21 protein-coding genes and 8 tRNA genes are annotated in these 21,891 nt (G+C 39.2%); 14 read left to right on the forward strand and 15 right to left on the reverse strand.

What is annotated here, in order from left to right:
* From MTF67_RS14240 to lolB, 14 genes are all read right to left on the reverse strand, one after another.
* Nucleotides 1-75: transfer RNA gene (locus MTF67_RS14240), tRNA-Gln, on the reverse strand.
* Nucleotides 76-115: 40 nt separating this feature from the next.
* A tRNA-Leu gene (locus MTF67_RS14245) sits at nucleotides 116-200 on the reverse strand.
* Between the two features lie 65 nt (nucleotides 201-265).
* A tRNA-Gln gene (locus MTF67_RS14250) sits at nucleotides 266-340 on the reverse strand.
* Nucleotides 341-380: 40 nt separating this feature from the next.
* Nucleotides 381-465, reverse strand: a tRNA-Leu gene (locus MTF67_RS14255).
* A gap of 95 nt (nucleotides 466-560) precedes the next feature.
* A tRNA-Met gene (locus tag MTF67_RS14260) sits at nucleotides 561-637 on the reverse strand.
* A 5-nt stretch (nucleotides 638-642) separates the two neighbouring features.
* Nucleotides 643-717, reverse strand: a tRNA-Gln gene (locus MTF67_RS14265).
* Nucleotides 718-757: 40 nt separating this feature from the next.
* Nucleotides 758-842: transfer RNA gene (locus MTF67_RS14270), tRNA-Leu, on the reverse strand.
* A gap of 47 nt (nucleotides 843-889) precedes the next feature.
* Nucleotides 890-966: transfer RNA gene (locus MTF67_RS14275), tRNA-Met, on the reverse strand.
* 318 nt (nucleotides 967-1,284) lie between these two features.
* Nucleotides 1,285-2,376 (reverse strand): redox-regulated ATPase YchF, encoded by a 1,092-nt coding sequence (ychF, locus tag MTF67_RS14280; protein ID WP_008133148.1) that lies wholly within the window; start codon nucleotides 2,374-2,376, stop codon nucleotides 1,285-1,287.
* Nucleotides 2,377-2,429: 53 nt separating this feature from the next.
* A complete protein-coding gene (pth, locus tag MTF67_RS14285) occupies nucleotides 2,430-3,014 on the reverse strand; it encodes an aminoacyl-tRNA hydrolase (RefSeq protein WP_348983494.1) in 585 nt (194 codons plus the stop codon).
* Between the two features lie 18 nt (nucleotides 3,015-3,032).
* Nucleotides 3,033-3,650: a 50S ribosomal protein L25/general stress protein Ctc gene (locus MTF67_RS14290; protein ID WP_008133144.1), complete on the reverse strand. Its 618-nt coding sequence runs from the start codon at nucleotides 3,648-3,650 to the stop codon at nucleotides 3,033-3,035.
* Between the two features lie 150 nt (nucleotides 3,651-3,800).
* Nucleotides 3,801-4,748: a ribose-phosphate pyrophosphokinase gene (locus MTF67_RS14295; RefSeq protein ID WP_008133143.1), complete on the reverse strand. Its 948-nt coding sequence runs from the start codon at nucleotides 4,746-4,748 to the stop codon at nucleotides 3,801-3,803.
* Nucleotides 4,749-4,836: 88 nt separating this feature from the next.
* The gene (ispE, locus tag MTF67_RS14300) at nucleotides 4,837-5,694 is read right to left on the reverse strand and encodes a 4-(cytidine 5'-diphospho)-2-C-methyl-D-erythritol kinase (protein WP_248519898.1); all 858 of its coding nucleotides are present in this window, start codon (nucleotides 5,692-5,694) and stop codon (nucleotides 4,837-4,839) included.
* Between the two features lie 2 nt (nucleotides 5,695-5,696).
* A complete protein-coding gene (gene lolB / locus MTF67_RS14305) occupies nucleotides 5,697-6,284 on the reverse strand; it encodes a lipoprotein insertase outer membrane protein LolB (protein WP_248519899.1) in 588 nt (195 codons plus the stop codon).
* Between the two features lie 83 nt (nucleotides 6,285-6,367).
* Between lolB and hemA the strand changes: the two genes are divergently transcribed.
* The 12 genes from hemA (at nucleotide 6,368) to rlmM (ending at nucleotide 17,779) form a co-directional block, all read left to right on the forward strand.
* A complete protein-coding gene (gene hemA, locus MTF67_RS14310; RefSeq protein ID WP_170865573.1) occupies nucleotides 6,368-7,624 on the forward strand; it encodes a glutamyl-tRNA reductase in 1,257 nt (418 codons plus the stop codon).
* Nucleotides 7,625-7,631: 7 nt separating this feature from the next.
* Complete coding sequence (gene prfA, locus MTF67_RS14315) at nucleotides 7,632-8,717, forward strand: peptide chain release factor 1 (protein WP_008133139.1); 1,086 nt, start codon at nucleotides 7,632-7,634, stop codon at nucleotides 8,715-8,717.
* A 2-nt stretch (nucleotides 8,718-8,719) separates the two neighbouring features.
* Nucleotides 8,720-9,559, forward strand: a complete 840-nt coding sequence (prmC, locus tag MTF67_RS14320; RefSeq protein WP_248519900.1) for a peptide chain release factor N(5)-glutamine methyltransferase — start codon at nucleotides 8,720-8,722, stop codon at nucleotides 9,557-9,559.
* Nucleotides 9,560-9,615: 56 nt separating this feature from the next.
* The gene (locus tag MTF67_RS14325) at nucleotides 9,616-11,157 is read left to right on the forward strand and encodes a DUF3369 domain-containing protein (protein WP_248519901.1); all 1,542 of its coding nucleotides are present in this window, start codon (nucleotides 9,616-9,618) and stop codon (nucleotides 11,155-11,157) included.
* Nucleotides 11,158-11,185: 28 nt separating this feature from the next.
* Nucleotides 11,186-11,560: a SirB2 family protein gene (locus MTF67_RS14330; RefSeq protein WP_248519902.1), complete on the forward strand. Its 375-nt coding sequence runs from the start codon at nucleotides 11,186-11,188 to the stop codon at nucleotides 11,558-11,560.
* Nucleotides 11,561-11,704: 144 nt separating this feature from the next.
* A complete protein-coding gene (locus tag MTF67_RS14335; protein ID WP_248519955.1) occupies nucleotides 11,705-12,526 on the forward strand; it encodes a tetratricopeptide repeat protein in 822 nt (273 codons plus the stop codon).
* Between the two features lie 14 nt (nucleotides 12,527-12,540).
* Entirely contained in the window at nucleotides 12,541-13,794 is a 1,254-nt protein-coding gene (locus MTF67_RS14340) for a DUF819 family protein (RefSeq protein WP_248519903.1), read from the forward strand.
* Nucleotides 13,795-13,803: 9 nt separating this feature from the next.
* A complete protein-coding gene (gene kdsA / locus MTF67_RS14345; RefSeq protein WP_006794509.1) occupies nucleotides 13,804-14,658 on the forward strand; it encodes a 3-deoxy-8-phosphooctulonate synthase in 855 nt (284 codons plus the stop codon).
* Nucleotides 14,659-14,776: 118 nt separating this feature from the next.
* Nucleotides 14,777-15,673, forward strand: a complete 897-nt coding sequence (locus MTF67_RS14350) for a transcriptional regulator GcvA (protein WP_006794510.1) — start codon at nucleotides 14,777-14,779, stop codon at nucleotides 15,671-15,673.
* 2 nt (nucleotides 15,674-15,675) lie between these two features.
* Complete coding sequence (locus MTF67_RS14355; RefSeq protein ID WP_248519904.1) at nucleotides 15,676-16,308, forward strand: alpha/beta family hydrolase; 633 nt, start codon at nucleotides 15,676-15,678, stop codon at nucleotides 16,306-16,308.
* Nucleotides 16,308-16,676 (forward strand): DUF423 domain-containing protein, encoded by a 369-nt coding sequence (locus tag MTF67_RS14360; protein ID WP_006794512.1) that lies wholly within the window; start codon nucleotides 16,308-16,310, stop codon nucleotides 16,674-16,676. Before MTF67_RS14355 ends, MTF67_RS14360 begins: the two co-directional genes overlap by 1 nt.
* Before the next feature lie 17 nt (nucleotides 16,677-16,693).
* The gene (rlmM, locus tag MTF67_RS14365; protein WP_248519905.1) at nucleotides 16,694-17,779 is read left to right on the forward strand and encodes a 23S rRNA (cytidine(2498)-2'-O)-methyltransferase RlmM; all 1,086 of its coding nucleotides are present in this window, start codon (nucleotides 16,694-16,696) and stop codon (nucleotides 17,777-17,779) included.
* A 75-nt stretch (nucleotides 17,780-17,854) separates the two neighbouring features.
* Here rlmM and cysZ read toward each other — a convergent pair whose 3' ends face one another.
* Nucleotides 17,855-18,583, reverse strand: a complete 729-nt coding sequence (cysZ, locus tag MTF67_RS14370; RefSeq protein ID WP_248519906.1) for a sulfate transporter CysZ — start codon at nucleotides 18,581-18,583, stop codon at nucleotides 17,855-17,857.
* Between the two features lie 245 nt (nucleotides 18,584-18,828).
* Between cysZ and MTF67_RS14375 the strand changes: the two genes are divergently transcribed.
* Together MTF67_RS14375 and MTF67_RS14380 are read left to right on the forward strand one after the other, a co-directional pair.
* Nucleotides 18,829-19,290 carry a GNAT family N-acetyltransferase gene (locus MTF67_RS14375; protein ID WP_006794515.1) on the forward strand — a complete coding sequence of 154 codons (462 nt, stop codon included), beginning with the start codon at nucleotides 18,829-18,831 and terminating at the stop codon, nucleotides 19,288-19,290.
* A 206-nt stretch (nucleotides 19,291-19,496) separates the two neighbouring features.
* Nucleotides 19,497-21,737: an EAL domain-containing protein gene (locus MTF67_RS14380; protein WP_248519907.1), complete on the forward strand. Its 2,241-nt coding sequence runs from the start codon at nucleotides 19,497-19,499 to the stop codon at nucleotides 21,735-21,737.
* The last annotated feature ends 154 nt before the right edge of the window (nucleotides 21,738-21,891 follow it).

The following is a 21,891-nucleotide window of genomic DNA, read 5'->3' on the forward strand; positions in this document are numbered from 1 at the left end:
TGGCTGGGATACCAGGATTTGAACCTGGGAATGCCAGGATCAAAACCTGGTGCCTTACCGCTTGGCGATATCCCAACAAAGAAATATTTGATTTTTTTAGTTCTAATCAAGAACGTGGTGCGGAAGGAGAGACTTGAACTCTCACATCCTAAGATACTGGAACCTAAATCCAGCGCGTCTACCAATTCCGCCACTCCCGCATATAGTTTTATGTTTATACTCATAACAGAGTTATTCTTTAACAACACTCTTTGGTAGAAGAAGTTGGCTGGGATACCAGGATTTGAACCTGGGAATGCCAGGATCAAAACCTGGTGCCTTACCGCTTGGCGATATCCCAACAAAGAATTAGCTGATAATTTCAGTTCTAATCAAGAACATGGTGCGGAAGGAGAGACTTGAACTCTCACATCCTAAGATACTGGAACCTAAATCCAGCGCGTCTACCAATTCCGCCACTCCCGCATTTTTAACTTTGAATAATCAAAGAAAGGTAGTTATTTTAGACTCTTCATTGAGTTGCAATTTAACTCTTGCAGAGCCAATTCTTAAAAAAGAAATGGTGGCTAAGACGGGATTTGAACCTGTGACCCCATCATTATGAGTGATGTGCTCTAACCAGCTGAGCTACTTAGCCATTGTTGGCTGGGATACCAGGATTTGAACCTGGGAATGCCAGGATCAAAACCTGGTGCCTTACCGCTTGGCGATATCCCAACAATAAACAACTGATAGTTTTAATTCTTATCAAGAATAATGGTGCGGAAGGAGAGACTTGAACTCTCACATCCTAAGATACTGGAACCTAAATCCAGCGCGTCTACCAATTCCGCCACTCCCGCACACAAGGTAGTTATTTTAAACTCTTCATTGAGCAACAAAAAATAAATGGTGGCTAAGACGGGATTTGAACCTGTGACCCCATCATTATGAGTGATGTGCTCTAACCAGCTGAGCTACTTAGCCATCTTTTTTGTTAGCACTTCATCGCTGAGTGCGGGGCGTATTATGCTGACATGACCCAAATTCGTCAACACATTTTTTGCAAAAAAACGCTTAACTGTGTTTGTTTGCAGGAAAATTAAGCTAACAGGCTAAATTTTAATAAAAACGCCGTTTTTTTAACACCGATTAAAGAGGAAGTATAACAGGTTACGTTTTTTTAAAATTAACTTAGTGTTATTTATCCCCTAAAAGCTGACAGCGTATATACGTTTAAAAACAAAAAAGGCTCGTAAAAACGAGCCTTTAAAATTTATTTCCCTAAATAGAGGGAATAAATACTTATACGTTAAACAGGAAGTTCATTACATCGCCATCTTTAACAATGTACTCTTTACCTTCTTGGCGCATTTTACCCGCTTCTTTTGCACCACTTTCACCTTTACAGTTAATGTAGTCGTCATAAGCAATGGTTTGTGCACGGATAAATCCACGTTCAAAATCGGTATGAATTTTACCAGCAGCTTGCGGCGCTGTTGCACCTACAGGAATTGTCCAAGCTCGCACTTCTTTTACGCCTGCGGTAAAGTAAGTTTGTAGCTTGAGTAATTCGTAGCCGCCTCGAATTACAAGGTTAAGGCCTGGCTCTTCTAAGCCAAGGTCAGCCATAAATTCGAGTTTGTCTTCATCATCAAGTTCAGATAACTCAGATTCGATTGCTGCGCACACAGGGACAACCACAGCGCCTTCTGATTCAGCTATAGCGCGAACGCGATCAAGTAGTGGGTTATTCTCAAAACCATCCTCTGCTACGTTTGCAATATACATAGTTGGCTTGATAGTTAAGAAGTTGATAGAGCTGATAGCTGCTTTTTCTTCTTTAGTTAATTCTAACGATCGAAGTGTAAGGCCTTCATCAAGGTGTACTTTTACTTTTTCAAGCGCCGCATTTTGTTCTTTTGCGTCTTTATCGCCGCCTTTCGCTTTTTTAGCATTACGGAACATCGCTTTCTCAGCGCTGTCCATATCAGCAAGTACTAACTCAGTATTGATCACGTCAATATCGTCAGCAGGGTCAATTGTACCCGCTACGTGTATTACATTTTCGTCTTCAAAACAACGTACTACATGACCAATTGCATCAGTTTCACGAATATTCGCTAGGAACTGATTACCAAGGCCTTCACCTTTTGATGCGCCTTTTACAAGGCCTGCAATATCAACAAACTCCATACTTGTAGTAAGAATACGTTGTGGGTTTACAATTTTAGCAAGCTCGTCCAAGCGAGGATCTGGAACAGGTACCACACCTGTATTAGGCTCAATGGTACAAAAAGGAAAATTAGCGGCTTCAATACCCGCTTTAGTTAATGCATTGAAAAGCGTTGATTTACCTACGTTAGGCAAGCCAACGATGCCACATTTAAAACCCATAGTAAGATACCTTGTTTAGAATTCGTTTAACCGTGCACTTGGACTCAAGTTTATTAGGGTTTAAACGAATGAAGTCTGTTTTGTGCTTTTAGCACGCCGTCTTTTGCAAGTATTTCCATACAACGAACTGCTTCATCTACAGCAGCATCCATTTTTTCTTGGTCAACCTTTGGCGCTTTTCCAAGCACCCAGCCGGTAACCATTTCACGATGTCCTGGATGACCTATGCCAACACGTAAACGCATAAAATCTTTTTGATTTGCCATTTTTGCCATAATGTCTTTTAAACCATTATGACCACCGTGTCCGCCCCCTTTTTTTAATTTGGCGACACCGGTCTCTAAATCCATCTCGTCATGTGCAACTAAGATATTTTTAACAGGGATTTTGAAAAAGTTGGCTAAACTACTGACCGCTTTACCACTTAAATTCATGTAAGTAGTGGGGATCAATAATTTGAATTCTTGGCCTTGGATTATCACTTTGCCAGTAAGGCCGTGATATTTAGGATCGTGTTTTAGCGTACAGTTGTAGCGTGCTGCGAGTTGCTCGATGAACCAAGCACCTGCATTGTGGCGTGTATTTGCGTATTCGGGGCCTGGATTAGCCAGGCCCACAAGCATTTGAATAGAATTCAAGGTGCGAGACCTTAAATATTATTCTGCAGCGTCTGAAGCTTCTTCGTCTTCAGCTGGAGCTGCTTTGTTTGCTTTGATTGTAACTACTGAAAGGTCATGGCCTTCGCCTTTACCTAATTCAACAGACGCAACGCCTGCAGGTAGTTGTAAATCAGAGATATGGATTGAATCACCAGCTACTAACTCAGAAACATTTACTTCAATGAATTCTGGTAATGCTTTTGGAAGACAAGAAATTTCAACATCAGTTAACTGGTGAACAACAGTTGCGCCAGCTTTAGTTACGATTTCTTCACCGATGAAGTGAAGAGGAACTTTAGTTGTTAATTTATGAGTTGCGTCTACACGTTGGAAATCAAGGTGAGTAAGCTTAGGCTTGAATGGGTGACGTTGAATATCTTTTAAGATAGCTTCAACTTTCTCGCCGCCTACATTAAGTGTAAGAATATGAGTGTAAAAACCTTCGTCTTCTTGTGCTTTGATCATATCTTTATGAGCAAAAGTAAGAGATAAAGCTTCTTTGTCAGCTCCGTAAAGGATTGCAGGAACTTTGTCTTCGCGACGTAGGCGGCGGCTCGCACCAGTACCAGTTTCTACGCGAAGTTCAGCGTCATATGTATAAGTTGTGTTAGACATGATGTCTCCAATTATTTAAAAGTTTAGGGCCTTTGCGACCAAGGTCCCTAGCCAAAAGGCGCGCTATCATACCACTGTGATTCAGTAAAATATACATAGCATACAAAAAAAGCGCCAAAAGGCGCTTTTGTTTTCAGCAAATACCTGAGATTAGTGCTCAAACATTGCTGAAATAGATTCTTCGTTGCTAATACGACGAATAGTTTCTGCTAACATATCAGCAAGCGTTAGCACTTTTACTTTATCAAGCGCTTTAAGTTCATCAGATAATGGAATTGAGTCGGTTACAATAACTTCGTCAATAACAGAATCACGTAAATTTTCAGCTGCTTTACCTGATAAAATAGGGTGAGTTGCATAAGCAAATACGCGTTTAGCACCATGTTCTTTAAGTGCTTCAGCGGCTTTACATAACGTACCGCCAGTATCAATCATGTCATCAACAATGATACAGTCACGGCCTTCTACATCACCAATAATATGCATTACCTGAGAAACATTTGCCTGTGGGCGGCGTTTATCAATAATAGCCAAATCAGTATCGTCTAATAGTTTTGCAATTGCACGTGCGCGCACTACACCACCAATATCTGGAGAAACAATAACAACATCATCAAAATGACGCTCTTTCATATCTTCAAGTAATACAGGGCTACCAAATACATTATCTACTGGTACATCAAAGAAGCCTTGAATTTGCTCTGCATGTAAATCAACCGTAAGTACACGGTCTACACCTACACTCGATAAGAAATCGGCAACAACTTTAGCAGTGATTGGTACGCGGGCAGAACGTACGCGACGGTCTTGGCGGGCATAACCAAAATAAGGAATGACGGCAGTAATACGACCCGCAGATGCGCGACGAAGAGCATCAACCATAACGATAAGTTCCATAAGGTTATCGTTTGTAGGGGCACAGGTTGATTGCAAGATAAAAACATCCGAGCCACGAACATTTTCATTAATTTGAACACTGATCTCACCGTCGCTAAAACGGCCAACAACAGCATCGCCTAATTCAATATATAAACGTTTTGCAACTTTTTGAGCTAACTCAGGTGTTGCGTTACCAGCGAAGAGCTTCATGTCAGGCACGGTAGGGTTCCTCAGGCACTGAAATTTTGGACTAACGAGTAATGATAAAAATCATTACGAGTTAACTTATGATTACTTTTACGTTACTTCATTGATCGAAAATGGCGGTTAACTCCGTATGAGCGGGAGAGATATTAGCATTTGACGCTACAAATCCCTGCCAAGTATGGGGGAGGTTAGCAAGTACATGGCTAGCTTGAGCTTGTGTATCAAACTCTACAAAACAACATGAACCTGTTCCGGTCATCTTCGACGGAGCGTATTTTAGCAACCACTGGAGGGTTTTTTCAACCTCGGGGCATAGCTTTTTAACTAAAGGCTCACAATCGTTGTGCAAAGTTTGCCGATTCCAATCACCTGAGATTTTTGGTGTATCGCGTTTTAAGTCGGGGTGAGTGAATATTTTAGCGGTGCTTACATGCTGGTTTGGGTGCACAACACAGTACCATTTTTGCGCAAGTTCAACACGGTGTAGTTTTTCCCCAATGCCTTGCGCAATGGCGCTTTCACCACGTATAAATACAGGCACATCAGCCCCTAATTGTAAGCCTAAATTAGCAAGTTTATTAATGTCGTAATTAATATTCCACAGTTTATTGAGCGCTAATAGTGTTGTTGCCGCATCAGACGATCCCCCTCCAACACCTCCTCCCATAGGCAGTCGTTTTATCAAATTTATTTTTACACCGTGCTTTGTTTTAGCATCAGTTTGTAACATTAAAGCAGCTTTATAGATGAGATTATCTTCAAGTGGTATGTCTTTAGTATCACCAGTGATTAAAATTGATGATTCATCTGTTAACTCAAAAGAGAGCTCATCGCCGAAGTTTAAGAAGGTAAATAAGGTTTCTAATTCGTGATAACCGTCATCTCGGCGCGCATTAATATGTAAAAATAAATTGAGTTTTGCAGGTGCAATAAGTGAAAAAAAGGTTTTGCTATTCATAGTTAATTAAATTGCCAGTCATATAGTTGAATTTTAATTTTAATTTTTTGGTGTTTGAGCGTCAGTTTTGTAGGCAACCAATAACCAGCGGTTTGTATATAATCAGCATAGTTTATTTGCCATTGTTTACTTTCATTATCTAACCAAAGTACTTGCTTCGAACGGCCAAGTTCATCAACTTGTAACGATTGTGAATCAATAGTGCCTTTAAGCCAGTCATCAGCATTATTAACAGGTAAAGCAAAGCCAGTTAAGCGCTTAAGCAGCGCAGATGCATTGGTATCTACATAAACTTTATCGTCAAATTCAAGCTCAGCAACATTGCGCGACTGTTTTAGTTGTAAAATGCGTGTGCCAATAAATGAAGTCAGTACTAAATTATTGTTATTTTCTTGTTGCTGCCAATTTAAGTTTGCAGATTGGCGCTCATCGGGACTAATAAAAGCAAGTTTCCCCTCTACATGCCAAGTTTTTTGATTGGCGAGTTGACCTTTCCAGTTGTCGTAAATTGCTGTTTTATCGGGTGATTGTTGCGCGCAGCCACTTAAAAGCATAAAAGTTATAGCTAATATTAAATAATGTCTAATCAAATGTTGTTCCTTACTTTCCATATTCCGCTGATTTTTGGTAAAATTGCCGCCTTTAAAGTAGGGCTCAGCAATATTTGGCAAACATGACCATAATAGCACTAGGTATAAATCACAAAACTGCTTCCGTAGAACTGCGTGAAAAAGTGGCTTTTTCGCCTGAGCAAATGTCAGAGGCGTTGCAGCAATTAAGTGGCCATGCCGACTTTAATGAAGCTGTGATCGTGTCTACCTGTAACCGAACAGAAATCTATTGTAGCCTTGCTCAGCAAAATTCCCAAACACTGTTAGCATGGCTTGCCAGTTTCCATGGTTTAGATGAACAGGAACTGAGTAATAACATTTATTGCCATGAGGGCAATCAAGCAATTAACCATTTAATGCGCGTTGCCTGCGGTTTAGATTCGCTTGTGTTAGGTGAACCGCAAATTTTAGGGCAAATTAAACAAGCCTATAATAGTGCTAAAACTCATGATGCAGTGGGTGTTACATTTGATCGTTTGTTTCAAAAGACATTTTCGGTTGCTAAAGAGGTCCGAACTGAAACTAACATAGGCGCCAGTGCAGTTTCGGTGGCGTTTGCGGCTGTTAATTTAGCTAAGCATATTTATGGCAAGCTTGATAAAACCAATGTGTTATTAATAGGTGCAGGCGAAACAATAGAACTGGTTGCTAAGCATTTGTATCAAAATGAGCCACAAAATATAACAGTAGCCAATAGAACGATTGAACGAGCCCGCAATTTAGCCGATGAAGTGTCTGCAGATGTCATTGCATTAGCGCAGTTGCCAGAGCGTTTGCATAACGCAGATATTATAATAAGCTCAACGGCCAGTACACTGCCTATTATTGGTAAAGGTGTTGTGGAGCAAGCACTAAAGCAGCGCCGTAACAAACCGATGTTGTTTATTGATATTGCGGTACCGCGCGACATTGAAAGCCAAGTTGGTGAGCTAGATGCGGCTTATTTATACTCGGTTGACGACTTACAAACGATTGTAAGTGAAAATATGGCAGCGCGAGAACAAGCTGCACAGCAGGCACAGATAATTATTACTGAGCGCACCAAAGAGTTTTGTATGTGGATGCGTTCACTCGATTCTGTGGGGTTAATTCGTCACTATCGAAACGATGTTCAAACAATTAAGTCGGAATTAGTAGAAAGAGCAGTTAGCCAGCTTTCTAGTGGTAAAGACGCAGAAAAAGTAATTTTAGAATTGGCCAATAAGTTAACCAACCGCTTAATGCACGCGCCTACCCGTGCCATTCAAGATGCGGCTAAAAAAGGTGAAGTGGCTCAATTAAATCAGTTGAAAAAAATGTTAGGTATTGATCAGGAATAACCGTTAAATGAAAGAGTCTGTTTATAATAAATTAGAAACGCTAGTAGAGCGCTACGAAGAAGTACAAGCACTGTTGAGCGACCCGTCGGTTATTAGCGATCAAAATCGCTTTCGTGGCCTTTCAAAAGAATACTCTGAACTTGAAGAAATAGTTAAAACTTTTTTATCGTTTCAACAAACAAAAGAAGATTTAGCAAGCGCTGAAGAGATGCTTAAAGACTCAGACCCTGATATGCGAGAAATGGCACAGGAAGAGTATAAAGAAGCCAAAGCACAAATATTGAGCCTTGAAGATGAAATTCAGGTATTAATGCTTCCTAAAGATCCAAAAGATAATAACAATGTATTTTTAGAAGTCCGCGCAGGCACAGGGGGTGATGAAGCCGCTATTTTTGCCGGTGATTTATTTAGAATGTACAGCCGTTTTGCTGAAACGCAAAAGTGGAAATTAGAAGTAGTAACTACCAATGAAGGTGAACACGGTGGTTACAAAGAAGTCATTGCTAACATTAGCGGTGAAGGCGTATACGGTAAGCTTAAATTTGAGTCTGGCGTACACCGTGTACAACGTGTACCAGAGACTGAATCGCAAGGTCGTGTTCATACATCGGCGTGCACCGTAGCGGTAATGGCAGAGATTCCAGAAGCTGAAGCAATTGAAATTAACACCGCCGATATAAAAGTAGATACTTTTAGAGCATCGGGTGCAGGTGGCCAGCACGTAAATAAAACTGACTCAGCAATTCGTATTACGCATTTACCTACGGGTGTGGTTGTTGAATGTCAAGATGAGCGTTCGCAGCATAAAAACCGTGCTAAAGCGATGTCAGTACTTGCAGCGCGTTTACAGCAAGCTGAAGATGAGAAGCGTCATGCAGCAGAAGCCTCTGAGCGTCGTAACTTAGTTGGTAGTGGTGACCGTTCTGAACGTATTCGTACATATAACTATCCGCAGGGACGTATAACCGATCACCGTATCAACTTAACGCTGTACCGCTTAAATGAAGTTGTAGCGGGTGATTTAGGTGCCATTGTAGACCCATTAATGCAAGAGCACCAAGCTGATTTACTTGCCGCAATGGGCGATGAGTAATAGTGAATCAAACTCTCGAGCAAGCTGTTGCTGCTGGCGCTAATTTATTAGCGCAAAGCAGCGAAAGTGCGAAATTAGACGCACAGGTATTACTTCTTCATGTTCTTGATAAACCACGTAGCTATCTTTTTACTTGGCCCGAAAGGTTGCTCAGTACAGAGCAACAACACTCCTTTGATACTCTTTGCGCTCGGCGATTAAACGGCGAACCTGTAGCGCATATTACAGGGCAACGTGAGTTTTGGAGTTTAACCTTAGAAGTCAATGCAACAACGTTAATTCCGCGGCCAGATACTGAAACATTAGTTGAGACTGCACTTGGTTTAGGAATTTCGGAAAATGCAAAAGTTTTGGACTTGGGAACAGGTACTGGCGCCATTGCATTGGCATTGGGTAGTGAAATGCCTTTGTGGAATATTACAGCGGTTGATAAAGTGACTGACGCTGTAGCGCTTGCAACTCGGAATCAACAGCGTCTAGGACTTGGTAATGTGCGTGTTAAACAAAGCAATTGGTTTAGCTCACTTGATAATGAATATTTTGATCTTATAGTGACCAACCCGCCGTACATAGAAAGTAGTGACGAACATTTGGCTCAAGGCGATGTGCGATTTGAACCTTTATCTGCCTTAGTTGCTGAAGATTCAGGAATGTCTGATATTAAACAAATAATTACACAATCACGTGACTATTTGCTATCTAGTGGCTATCTTCTAATAGAGCACGGTTATGACCAAGGTTTTGCTGTTCGTGAATTTTTTAAAACGATGGCCTTTGTTAATATTAAAACGATAAAAGATCTTGGTGAAAATGACCGTGTAACGCTCGCACAGTGGCCATAATAAGCTTAATTATTACTGCATCCGTGTGTTAAATGTGTCATGTAGGAATTCTAATTATGATGGGTGACTTTTTATTTTCAGATGAGCCAGATACACCGGTAGATAACACCGATTTGGGCACCTGGAAAGTACTAATCGTTGATGACGAACCTGAAGTTCATGCAGTTACTAAATTGGCATTGAGTGATTTTGAGTTTCAAAATAAACGTTTAGAATTTATCAGCGCGTATTCTGGCGCTGAGGCTAAAACTTTAATTGATGAGCATAAAGACGCAGCAATTGTTTTACTTGATGTTGTAATGGAAACAGACGATGCAGGCCTGCAAATTGTAAAATATATTCGTGAAACCGCAAAAAATAACCACATTCGTATTATTTTACGTACCGGCCAACCTGGTCAGGCACCAGAACGCCAAGTAATAGTTAATTTTGATATTAACGACTACAAATCAAAAACAGAACTCACCGCACAAAAATTGTTTACAGTTATCATGTCGAGCCTTCGTTCGTACCGCGATATTATTTCAATAGAACAATCTCGTGTTGGCCTTGAGAAAATAATAACTGCATCACGCAATATTTTTTCTGCACATTCAATAGAGCATTTTATAGAAGGAGTAATGCAGCAACTTACATCATTGCTTGGTATTTCAGATCAGGCTATGTACGCGACCACCCTTGTTGCACAAAACCCAGCATCTCAGAACAATAAAATGATTATTTGTTCAGGTACCGGTGAGTTTGAAAAAAGTGAAGGTAAAGACCTGGAAGAGGTGCTACACGCGGAGCAACTAAGCGCATGCCAAGAAGCGTTAAATAATCAGTCTATTATCTACAAAGATAATTACCTATTTGCTTATTGCAGCAGTGAATATAACCACAGCTCAATGCTGTTTATCACAGGCATTCCAAATACACTAACCGATACACAACGCAACCTCGTTGAAATTTTTGCTCAAAATGTACAATTAGCCTTTGAAAATGTTCAGTTACAATCAGAAATTGAGGCCACGCAACAAGAGCTTGTTTACAGATTAAGTGAAGCGGTTGAACAACGCTCTACGGAAACAGGTAATCATGTAAAACGTGTTGCACATATTTGCCATGCTTTGGCGCTTGGTTATGGTTTATCTAAACAGCAAGCTGATTTGATTAGATTAGCTGCGCCTTTGCATGATGTAGGCAAAGTAGGTATCCCCGATTCGGTATTAAATAAGCCCGCAAGGCTTGATGCACCAGAGTGGGAAGTAATGAAAACCCACACTGATAAAGGCTATGGGATTTTAAAAGGATCAGCACATGAAATTGTAAGTGCAGGTGCCACTATAGCCAAGGAACATCACGAAAAGTGGGATGGTTCTGGTTACCCTGAAGGTTTAGCAGGAAATAAAATTAATATATTCGGCCGCATTGTGGCATTGGCTGATGTATATGATGCGTTAAGGCATAAACGCTGCTATAAAGATTCATGGACGCTCGAGCGTGTTGTTGAAGAGATAAACGCACAAAAAGGCACGCATTTTGAACCAAAGTTAGTTGATGTTTTTAACGCAAACCTTGATGAACTTGAAATAATTATCAAACGTTACCCGGATTAATTTTATATAAATAGAAGAACAGAGGCATATGGATTATTTAGCAGTAAAGCACTCACACATGGCAATAGCAGCATTGAGTGTAGTTTTATTTTATATTCGATCTTTCTCACGGATGGGCAGTGGCAAAATTGCTCGCAATAAAGTTGTATTTATTGGTAGTCATAGCATGGATACATTACTTTTAATTTCTGCGTTTACACTCATGTATATGGGGAAGATAAACCCGTTTGAACAACATTGGTTATTAGAAAAAATTATATTAGTGGTTGCTTATATTGCTATTGGAATTATAAGCGCTAAGCAAACTAATTTTTTGGCTAAACTAACATACCTTATTGTAAATACGTTTGTTATTTTAGCTATTGGTTATTTGGCAACAGCCAAGTCAGCATTACTACTTTAAGCCTTAAATAAATTTACCGAGCTTTAGTATCTCTAAAGCTCGAATATTCCCTCCATGCATTTGGTCAAGTACATTTCGTTATTGGAATATATGGGTAGAATTAGGTAAACTACGCGTTCGTTTTCTAGAAATGTTGCAGTATTGATGACCACTTTTGGGTTTGATGAACACGATGACTCTTATATTGATGATGCTTACGATGACTTTACCCCTGCGGCAATTTATCGTTGTATTAAGGCTGAATCGAAATGGGATCCACAACTAGACTTAACAGCCGCTTTTGATGTTCTTGCTGATTTTGAAAAACAAATTAATGCATTATGTATTGTTGTACCCGACTCTCATGAACGCTTAGATAAGTTGCTAGACACCTTTTACAGTACATGGCTATTTAGCGCTTCGAGTTTAAAAGTACCTGAGCATAAATTAAATAGCCTAAGCTACACCCTAACTATGCGTAGCGGCTCGCCAACTACTCTGGCAATTTTACTTTGTCATTTTTTACAACAGGCTAACCTCGATGCCAGTATGAGCCTAAATCAAGGTGATATAGGTGTTCATATTGCTATGAGCGATGAAGAAGGCTATTTGGTTGAGCCAAGTAGCGGTCAGCAAAGTTGGTATATTATTCCTGAAAATGCTGATGAAGCTGAAGGGCAAGAGCCCTTAGAACTTATTTTTGACGATGAAGTTTATAAGCTTTTCTTAGCGCAGCAAAAGTGGTCTTTCATTAGTGAAAATAAATTTGGCCACGCATTAACATGCGTTGAAATGTTAATGGAATTAATTGGCGACGACCCCTACGAAAGGCGTGACAGAGGGTATTTATTAAATCAGCTCGATTGCCCTAAAATGGCCCGAGATGATCTACAATTTTTTGTAGATGAATGCCCAGATGATCCAGCAATAGAAATCATCCAGCACCAAATTGAAGAATTAGAAGATAATAATAAAACTCACCATTAATATTAGGGAATACCATGGTTGAAACACAAAGCGCATTAATCACCAATGATGCAGTTGTGCTTGGTTTACTTGCGGTTATTTTGGGGTTTATATTTAAAACCTCAAACAGCGAGCGCCCAGCATTAAAAACGTTCTATAAATATGTACCGGCTCTATTACTTTGCTACTTTTTACCTTCTTTGCTTAATACGTTTGGGATTGTCGATGGTAATAAATCGAATGTTTATTACGTTGCTTCACGCTATTTATTACCTGCCTGTTTGATACTTTTAACTATTAGCATTGATTTAAAAGCGATTTTAAACTTAGGCCCTAAAGCACTAATTATGTTTTTAGTCGGAACGCTCGGTATTGTTATCGGCGGACCTCTGGCTATTTTAGTTGTGAGCGCGGTAGACCCTACAATTGTAGGCGGACATGGGCCAGATGCCGTATGGCGCGGCATGACCACCGTAGCTGGAAGCTGGATTGGCGGTGGTGCAAACCAAGCCTCAATGAAAGAAATGTTTGAGGTGGGCGGCGATATTTTTTCAGTGATGGTCACCGTTGATGTCATAGTGGCTAATATTTGGATGGCAGTTTTGTTACTAATGGCAGCTAACCATAAGAAAATTGATGCTGCTACAGGAGCAAACACCAGCGCAATTGAAGATTTAAAGCAGCGTGTTGAAAAATACCATGCAGAGCATGCGCGCATGCCAACGCTGAATGACTACATGACATTGCTTGCTATTGCATTTGGTATTACTGGTTTAGCCCATTTTTGCGCAGACTTTTTAGGGCCGTTTTTCGCTAATAACTATTCATGGGCAAAAGAGTACAGTTTAACCAGTAAGTTTTTCTGGTTAATTGTCATTTCAACTACCATTGGTATTAGTTTGTCTTTTACTAAAGTAAGACAGATTGAAGCATTTGGTGCATCTAAAGTAGCCTCAAGCTTTTTATACATTTTAGTTGCCTCAATTGGCTTACATATGAATGTAACCGCTATTTTTGATAACCCGGGCTTGTTCTTAGTGGGCGCTATTTGGATGCTAGTACATGCTGGTTTAATGTTGCTTGTTGCAAAATTAATTAAAGCACCGCTTTTTTATATGGCAGTAGGCTCGCAAGCTAATGTCGGAGGCGCAGCGTCTGCGCCTGTTGTTGCGTCAGCATTTCATCCTTCGCTTGCGCCTGTCGGTGTTTTACTGGCTGTATTAGGTTACGGAGTGGGTACATACATGGCTTATATTTGTGGATTAATGTTGCAAGCAGTTGCACCTTAAGGAATTAAAATGAAAGATCAAATTATCAAAATTAATGATATTGAATTGGCAAACAACAAACCGTTTGTTTTATTTGGTGGTATGAACGTTTTAGAATCGCGCGACTTAGCCATGCGCATTGCAGAGCATTATGTAGAAGTGACAACTAAACTAAACATACCATATGTGTTTAAAGCATCATTTGATAAAGCTAATCGTTCTTCAATCAACTCGTACCGTGGCCCAGGTATGGAAGAAGGGTTAAAAATATTTGAAGAAATTAAAAACACCTTCAATATTCCTCTTATCACTGACGTTCACGAACCGCATCAAGCGGCGCCGGTTGCTGAAGTGGTTGATGTTATTCAGTTGCCTGCTTTTTTAGCCCGCCAAACAGACTTAGTTGTTGCTATGGCAAAAACAGGTGCGATTATCAATGTTAAAAAGCCGCAATTTTTAGCACCACATGAAATGCGCCACATCATTACTAAATTTAATGAGGCTGGTAATAATAATATTGCACTTTGTGAGCGTGGCTCTAGCTTTGGGTATAATAACTTGGTTGTTGATATGTTAGGTATGGATGACATGAAAGCAATGGCACCAGTTATTTTTGATGCAACGCATGCACTGCAACGCCCAGGTGGTCGTGCAGATTCAGCTGATGGGCGTCGAGCTCAAGCGGCAGAGTTAGCCAGAAGTGGAATGGCTTTGGGGATCGCTGGTTTATTTATAGAAGCACATCCAAACCCTAATGAAGCAAAGTGTGATGGACCATGTGCATTAGCCCTTAGTAAATTAGAAGGCTACCTATCGCAAATGAAAGCAGTAGATGATTTGGTTAAGAGTTTTGCGCCTTTAGATACCAGCGCTAGCGACTTATAAAAAGTGACCGCATAATAAAAAGCGACATTAGTCGCTTTTTTTACACCTTAAATATACTCTTTCTTGTCATGGGTATATAATTCATGCATAAAAAAAACTAATTCAAAGCTTGGTTATTATGTCAAGACGAGTCCCCCCATTAAACGCACTCAAAGCATTTGAAGCTGCAGCAAGGCATTTAAGCTTTACAAAAGCCGCAGAAGAGCTTTATGTAACTCAAGCAGCTGTCAGTCATCAAATAAAAACACTCGAAGAACATTTAGGTTTAAAGCTATTTTTACGAAAAAATCGCTCTTTATTATTAACGGAAGAAGGCCAAGGTTATTTTTTAGATATTAAAGAAATTTTTACGCAACTGATTGATGCCACAGAAAAGTTACTTGCGCGAGGGGCCAAAGGCTCATTAACGGTAAGTTTAACCCCTAGTTTTGCTATTCAATGGTTAGTGCCTCGTTTAAGTTTATTTAATGAATTACACCCTGAAATTGACGTAAGAATAAAAGCACAAGACCAAGACGAAAATTCGTTAAGCGACGATGTCGATATTGCCATTTACTACGGGCGTGGCCACTGGAATGGAGTGCAAGCTTATAAGTTACATACAGAGTATTTAGTGCCATTGTGCAGCCCTATGTTATTGAGTGGCCCCAAACCACTTGATCAACCCAGTGATTTAGCACAGCACACCTTATTGCATGACACTACACGTAAAAATTGGAAAACGTGGATGAAAACTGCGGGTGTACGTAATGTACAAGTAAATCAAGGGCCTATATTTAGCCACTCTTCTATGGTGCTGCAAGCTGCCGTTCATGGTCAAGGCGTTGCAATTGGGAATAGTGTGTTAGCTAAACCAGATATTGATGCGGGGCGACTAGTTATTCCATTTAGCCATAGTCTAGAAAGTAAAAACGCTTACTATTTGGTGCTTCGTGAGTCACAAACTGAACTGGGAAAAATAGTGTCATTTAAAGAATGGATGCTAAGTTTGGTTGAACAAGAGCAAGAGTATTAATCATGATTGAATGGTTCAAAAGTCAAAGCCAACCCGCAATTGCGCAGTTTATTTTTGCCCATGGTGCTGGTGCTGGCAGTGATTCTGACTTTATGCAGCACGTGGCTGCACTGATCAGTGAGCAGGGTGTTGATGTTGGTTTATTTGATTTTGAATATATGCAAATTGCAAAGCAAACCGGCAAGCGACGCCCGCCAGAGCGTGCTCCCAAGTTGCTTACATACTATGAGCAAGTATTAACGCATGCTCAACCTAAATTACCCTTGTTTATTGGCGGTAAATCAATGGGTGGGCGAATGGCGTCAATACTTGCATGCACAACTAAGCAGCCAATTAAAGGCGTTATTGCATTTGGTTACCCATTTCATCCACCAGGTAAACCAGACAAGCTTCGTACAGAACACTTTGCTGATATTCCTTGTCCATTTTTAGTGTTGCAAGGTGAGCGAGATACATTTGGTACGCGTGAAGAACTAAAAACGCTGGCAATGCCAAAACAGCCCGACTATATATGGCTGGTTGATGGCGACCATTCGTTAAAACCACGTAAAAAAAGTGGCATTACTGAATTAGAAAACCGCCAAATAGCAGCTTCTAGTACAGCACAATTTATAAACAAAATGTTGGGTAAATAATGACAAAACTATTTTTAATGGCAGGCAGTTTATTTTGTATGCTTTCGGTTATGTTGGGGGCTTTTGCCGCTCACGGACTAAAAAGTCGTCTATCAGAGTATTCGATAGGTGTGTTTAAAACAGCCGCTGAGTATCAAATGGTGCACGGTTTAGCATTAATTGCAGTAGCTTTACTCTTAAAATGGGGTATTAACCTAAATTGGGCTGGCCATTTTTTTATAATAGGTACATTGCTTTTTAGTGGCAGCCTATATTTATTAGCACTGACAGGAATGAAGTGGTTAGGGCCAATTACTCCTCTTGGTGGGGTGTGCTTTATTATTGGTTGGATTGTTATTTTAGTGCAAGTTGCACGATTTAAGTTTTAAAAAGTTTAAGGGTTATTATGTCTAGTGTTGTGATTTATTGTCGCAGTGGGTTTGAAAACGATGCAGCTGCTGAAATAACATTTCATGCTGCTGAGCAGGGTTTTGCAGGGTATGTAAAGGCAAAACCTAATACAGGTTACGTTATATATGAATGTTTTGAAGCGCAGCATAGCGACGAGATAATCAAAAAAATCGATTTCAAAAATATGGTGTTTGCTCGCCAGTGGTTTGCCGGCACATTATTAGAAGATATGCCTTTAGAAGACCGTGTAGGCGCAGTTGTGCAAGCAGCTAAAGATTTTCCTTTATGCGCTGAACTACGAGTAGAGACGCCTGATACAAACGAAGGGAAAGAACTACTTACTTTTTGTAAAAAAATATCCACACCGCTTAAAAAAGCACTAGAGAAACAAAACACCGTGTTGCGTGAGTCAAAGGCAAATCGGCCTGTGATGCATGTGTTATTTTTGGAAAATAATACCGCATATGTTGGCTACTCATACAGCTATAACAATTCACCCAACTTTATGGGGATTTTACGTTTGCGTATGCCAAGCGATGGTCCTAGCCGTTCTACACTTAAACTTGATGAAGCGTTTAATGTGTTTATACCAGAGCAACAAAGAGAAACACGTGTTGCTGCAGGTATGCGATGTGTTGACCTAGGCGCATGCCCAGGTGGTTGGACATATCAGTTGGTGCGCAGAGGCATGTTTGTTAATGCAATAGACAATGGACCAATGAATGATAACCTAATGGAAACAGGGCAGGTTAAGCATTTTAGAGAGGATGGCTTTAAATATCGTCCAGAGAAAAGAAACATTACTTGGCTTGTATGTGACATGGTAGAAAAACCAACCAAAGTCACAAGCCTAATGATTGATTGGGCAGTTAATGCCTATGCAAAAGAGCTTATTTTTAATCTTAAATTACCAATGAAAAAGCGCTTTGACAGTGTATATGAGTGCTTAGCAATGATAAAAGAAGAGCTTGCTAAGTATAGTATTAGCTACGAATTACAAGCTAAACATTTATACCATGATAGAGAAGAGATCACGGTACATTTGAATGTGACTAAAGTCCCTCAAAGCTTATACAGCTGATTGAAGATAAAAAATGGGCCGCTAGGCCCATTTTTATATACACACTGTTACTAAAGTAATCACTTCATTTAAGAGTTAGCTTCGGTATTTTGGTCGGTAATTATCTACCCACAGCCTTGTAGCACCGCATACCGCGACAGGCATAACAATTAGGTTAACAAATGGAATAGCTGTTAATAACATAACAGCAAAACCAAACCCATAAGAAAGCCCTTGTTTAGACTTTAAGTCGTTTTTCATGTCTTTAAAACTAATTTTATGGTTATCAAATGCATAATCTTTATACTGCACCGCATACATCCAGCAAGTGAATAATACCCACAGAATTTGCCCTATTACCGGTAAAACCCACAGTAATATAAAAAAGCCAATAGCACGTGGTAAGTAATAGCATAGCTTGGTCCACTCACGGGCAAGCATACGTGGTATATCTTTTATTAAGTCAGCAAAGCCATCATCGTTAATTTTTTGACCCGTTAAGTACAATTCTACTTTTTCGCTCAAAAGTGCATTAAATGGGGCTGCAATAAAGTTTGTAATCACGGTAAATACCATACTATAACTAAATAGCACGACTAATACCGCTATTGGCCACATCAACCATTCTAACCAGCTTAGCCATTCGGGGAGCATGTTGTTGATATAATTAAAACCGTCACTCAACCAGCCAAATAAGAAAAATAATGAACTACCAAATAATAAAATATTAATCAAAAGCGGAATGAGCACAAAGCGCTTTAATCCTTTTTGGCTTATTAATTTAAATCCTGAAAAAAAATATTCCATACCTTGTATGATCTGCACAACAACCTCAATCAATGTTTACAACTTAAGTTAGTATAAATAGCTTAATAATTTTGAACAGCTATTTTGCGTAACAAAGTGTTTAAAGCAAGGTACACGCATTTTTTATCAGTTCCTTATTTGAAAGTACTGAGTCTGAATAATTTAAAGCGGTAATTGTGTTAAAACACCATGCAGAGGTTGTTCATTTGTTACAATTCGGTATAGTTTCACAACATATAATTAATATAAATTTGAGATACTCAATGCAGTTAGTTGATTTAAAACCGAATGACCAGGATGTGATTAATGTTTTTGCTGATATCGACCGACTTATAAACTCTTTATACCCTGTAGCTACCGCGCAATCACTTACCTTAAGCGAACTAGATAAACCTAACGTTTATGCCATTGGGTTAAAAAATGATGACGGGATTGTTGCTTGTGGGGCAATTGTAATGCAATCAGGGGAACCATCTTACGCAGAAGTAAGACGCCTTTATGTAAACCCTAGTTACCGTGGGAAAGGGTTATCTCGCAGAGTTATGCAAATTCTTTTGCACTACGCAGGCGAAGAAGAAATACCATTGATTAGATTGGAAACCGGCCCTAAACAAATTGAATCGATTAAACTATATGAAAATTTAGGATTTAAACGTTGTGGTTGTTTTGGTTCTTATCAAGATAACCCGCAAAGTGTGTTTATGGAGCTTGGCTTAAGCCAATAACAAGCAGATTTTAAAACACCTATATTTATAGACTAACGCTATGCTGTTTATTATTGTATAAAAAACAGTAATTAGCAGTAAAAGTCGTTTATTTAAAGCTATACTTTACGTTACCTAAGCGAATAATTTTATTCGGTACTGAATACTGTACTGTTTTTAAAAAACATCTGTAAGCTAAAAACAATAATGAAAGTGTGTGGTGTCAAATGGAAACAGTTAGATTAAATAAGTTGTTATCCCATCAGCAAGATATTTTATCTAAAATAGCGCTTGGACTCCCGTTTGAGGATGTCCTTGACGAGATTTGCTTATCGATAGAAGAACTTATTGATGAAAAATCCGCTAAATGTTCTATTTTGTCACTAAACAAAGGGCAATTGCTGCACTGTGCCGCGCCTAACATTGAGGATGGTTATTGTCAGGCAATCAATGGGGTTCACATAGGTCCAAATGTTGGCTCGTGCGGTACTGCTGCTTATTTAGGCGAGCGCGTTATTGTTGAAGACATAGCTAATTCATCGTTGTGGGCTGATTTTAAAGACGTCGCTTTACAGTTTGGATTGCAGTCGTGTTGGTCTACCCCTGTTATTTCAACTAAATCTAGTATTTTAGGCACGTTTGCCATTTACCACGATAAGCCCAAAAAGCCTTCACCTTTCGAACTTGAATTAATCGACTATTTTGTAAATTTCACAAGTATTGCACTTGAAAAAAATGCAGAGTATATAAAAGCTAATCAGCTCATTACTGATTTAGAAAAAAGTAATGAAAAATTTGCAGCTTTTACAAAGGTTATGCCCGATTTAACACTTATTATTAGTGAAGAGGGTGAGTATATGGATATTTATGGCACCACCGACGCGCTTTTATACAAGTCACAATCTGACTTAATAAATAAAAAAATTAATGACGTAATGCCTGCTGAAGATGCCACATCAATAATGGCGGTAATAAATAAAACATTGCTCACAAACGATGTTCAAGTATTTGAATACGAATTAGATATCGACGGCAAAATAATGGTTTTTGAAGGTCGTACATCACCCATTAAAGATTACCAGTCAGATAACCCATCTCAGCGTTATATTGTTTGGGTTGCACGCGATATAACAACAAGAAAAAAAGCAGAGCTAGAAGTAGAAAGGCTTGCCTTTTATGACCCATTAACAGGTTTGCCAAATAGACGAATGCTGAATGACAAATTATCAGCCTATGTTGAGAATATAAAGCAAAGCGATGTGACCGGTGCGTTATTATTTCTAGATTTAGATAACTTTAAACGAATAAACGACTCAGTAGGCCATAGCGCGGGTGATGAAGTTCTTGTAGAGCTTTCAAAACGATTTAATGGTGTTGTTAGTGAAAAAGATACATTAGCGCGTGTTGGTGGCGATGAGTTTATTATATTGCTTGAATATGTTGGTGATAATACCGAAAGTGCAATTTTAGAGTCTGAAAAAATAGCAAAAATAATACAAAGTGTTTTTTATGATAAATTTGAAGTGGGCCGCTTAGCCTTTCAGGTCAGTTGTAGCATTGGTATTTGTTTAATAGATAAAAGCAACCATTTAACCGATAACATTCTTAAATTTGCTGATACGGCTATGTACCGTTCTAAAATGAAAAACGGCAATAGCTGCAGCTTTTATGATCCCGAGTTACAAGCATTGCTTGAAAACCAGGCCGAACTTGAAACCGACATTGTAAGAGCCATTGCACACGATGAGTTTAGTGCGTATTTTCAGCCGCAAATAAATGCAAATGGTAAAATTACGGGTGCTGAGGCTTTAATTAGATGGCATCACCCAAGTAAGGGGCTAATTGCGCCTAATGACTTTATTCCAATCGCTGAGCAAAATGGGGTTATTCAAAAGCTCCAAAACACCGTTCTGCGTGATATTTGTATTCTAATAAATGAGCTTAATAGCAAGCAGCTGATTGATGATTCATTTAAAGTGTCTATCAACATCAGTCAAGTCCAGTTCAATTCAACGACGTTAAAAACTGAATTATTAAATGTTGTTAATGATTATAATGTTAATCCATCGAATATTAAGTTAGAGATCACAGAGTCTATGCTTAGCGGCGATATAGCCAGCGTAATATCGCAAATTGATGAGTTAAAGCAGCAAGGTTTTATTTTCTCAATAGATGACTTTGGTACAGGCTATTCTTGTTTAACGCATTTGAGCTCGTTTTCAGTGAATGAATTAAAAGTAGATAAAAGCTTTATAGATAAAATATTAGATAAAGGCACAGGGTTTAGTATTGTGCAAACCATTATTAATTTAGGTAAAAGCCTTAACTTAACAGTTGTTGCTGAAGGTGTTGAAACCGAAGAACAATTTACCGTACTTAAAACAATGAGCGTTGACATGATTCAAGGCTATTTAATTGCTAAGCCTATGAACTTCGATGATTATTTATGCTGGCATCAGTCTTATTAAAATGTAGAAATCTTCAATTTTAAATTAACATGCTTTGGTAATTTGGCTGGAGTCTGTCGTAGTATCAAAACGACTAACAAGAATCCTGTTCTTGTTAATCACATTCGTATAAAATTCACCACTTAACGTCCTATAGTTTTCACAATTAACGCAA

Source organism: Pseudoalteromonas sp. 2CM32C (assembly GCF_023161925.1).
GTDB classification, from domain to species: domain Bacteria; phylum Pseudomonadota; class Gammaproteobacteria; order Enterobacterales; family Alteromonadaceae; genus Pseudoalteromonas; species Pseudoalteromonas marina.

Bases quoted from the DNA above. Each gene is read 5' to 3' on its own strand.
- hemA (WP_170865573.1), top strand. From the start codon at position 6,368: ATGACCATAATAGCACTAGGTATAAATCACAAAACTGCTTCCGTAGAA.
- prfA (WP_008133139.1), top strand. From the start codon at position 7,632: ATGAAAGAGTCTGTTTATAATAAATTAGAAACGCTAGTAGAGCGCTAC.
- ychF (WP_008133148.1), bottom strand. From the start codon at position 2,376: ATGGGTTTTAAATGTGGCATCGTTGGCTTGCCTAACGTAGGTAAATCA.
- ispE (WP_248519898.1), bottom strand. From the start codon at position 5,694: ATGAATAGCAAAACCTTTTTTTCACTTATTGCACCTGCAAAACTCAAT.
- MTF67_RS14290 (WP_008133144.1), bottom strand. From the start codon at position 3,650: ATGTCTAACACAACTTATACATATGACGCTGAACTTCGCGTAGAAACT.
- MTF67_RS14335 (WP_248519955.1), top strand. From the start codon at position 11,705: ATGACCACTTTTGGGTTTGATGAACACGATGACTCTTATATTGATGAT.
- MTF67_RS14355 (WP_248519904.1), top strand. From the start codon at position 15,676: ATGATTGAATGGTTCAAAAGTCAAAGCCAACCCGCAATTGCGCAGTTT.
- MTF67_RS14380 (WP_248519907.1), top strand. From the start codon at position 19,497: ATGGAAACAGTTAGATTAAATAAGTTGTTATCCCATCAGCAAGATATT.
- MTF67_RS14375 (WP_006794515.1), top strand. From the start codon at position 18,829: ATGCAGTTAGTTGATTTAAAACCGAATGACCAGGATGTGATTAATGTT.
- MTF67_RS14350 (WP_006794510.1), top strand. From the start codon at position 14,777: ATGTCAAGACGAGTCCCCCCATTAAACGCACTCAAAGCATTTGAAGCT.
- rlmM (WP_248519905.1), top strand. From the start codon at position 16,694: ATGTCTAGTGTTGTGATTTATTGTCGCAGTGGGTTTGAAAACGATGCA.
- MTF67_RS14360 (WP_006794512.1), top strand. From the start codon at position 16,308: ATGACAAAACTATTTTTAATGGCAGGCAGTTTATTTTGTATGCTTTCG.
- MTF67_RS14340 (WP_248519903.1), top strand. From the start codon at position 12,541: ATGGTTGAAACACAAAGCGCATTAATCACCAATGATGCAGTTGTGCTT.
- kdsA (WP_006794509.1), top strand. From the start codon at position 13,804: ATGAAAGATCAAATTATCAAAATTAATGATATTGAATTGGCAAACAAC.
- MTF67_RS14325 (WP_248519901.1), top strand. From the start codon at position 9,616: ATGATGGGTGACTTTTTATTTTCAGATGAGCCAGATACACCGGTAGAT.
- MTF67_RS14330 (WP_248519902.1), top strand. From the start codon at position 11,186: ATGGATTATTTAGCAGTAAAGCACTCACACATGGCAATAGCAGCATTG.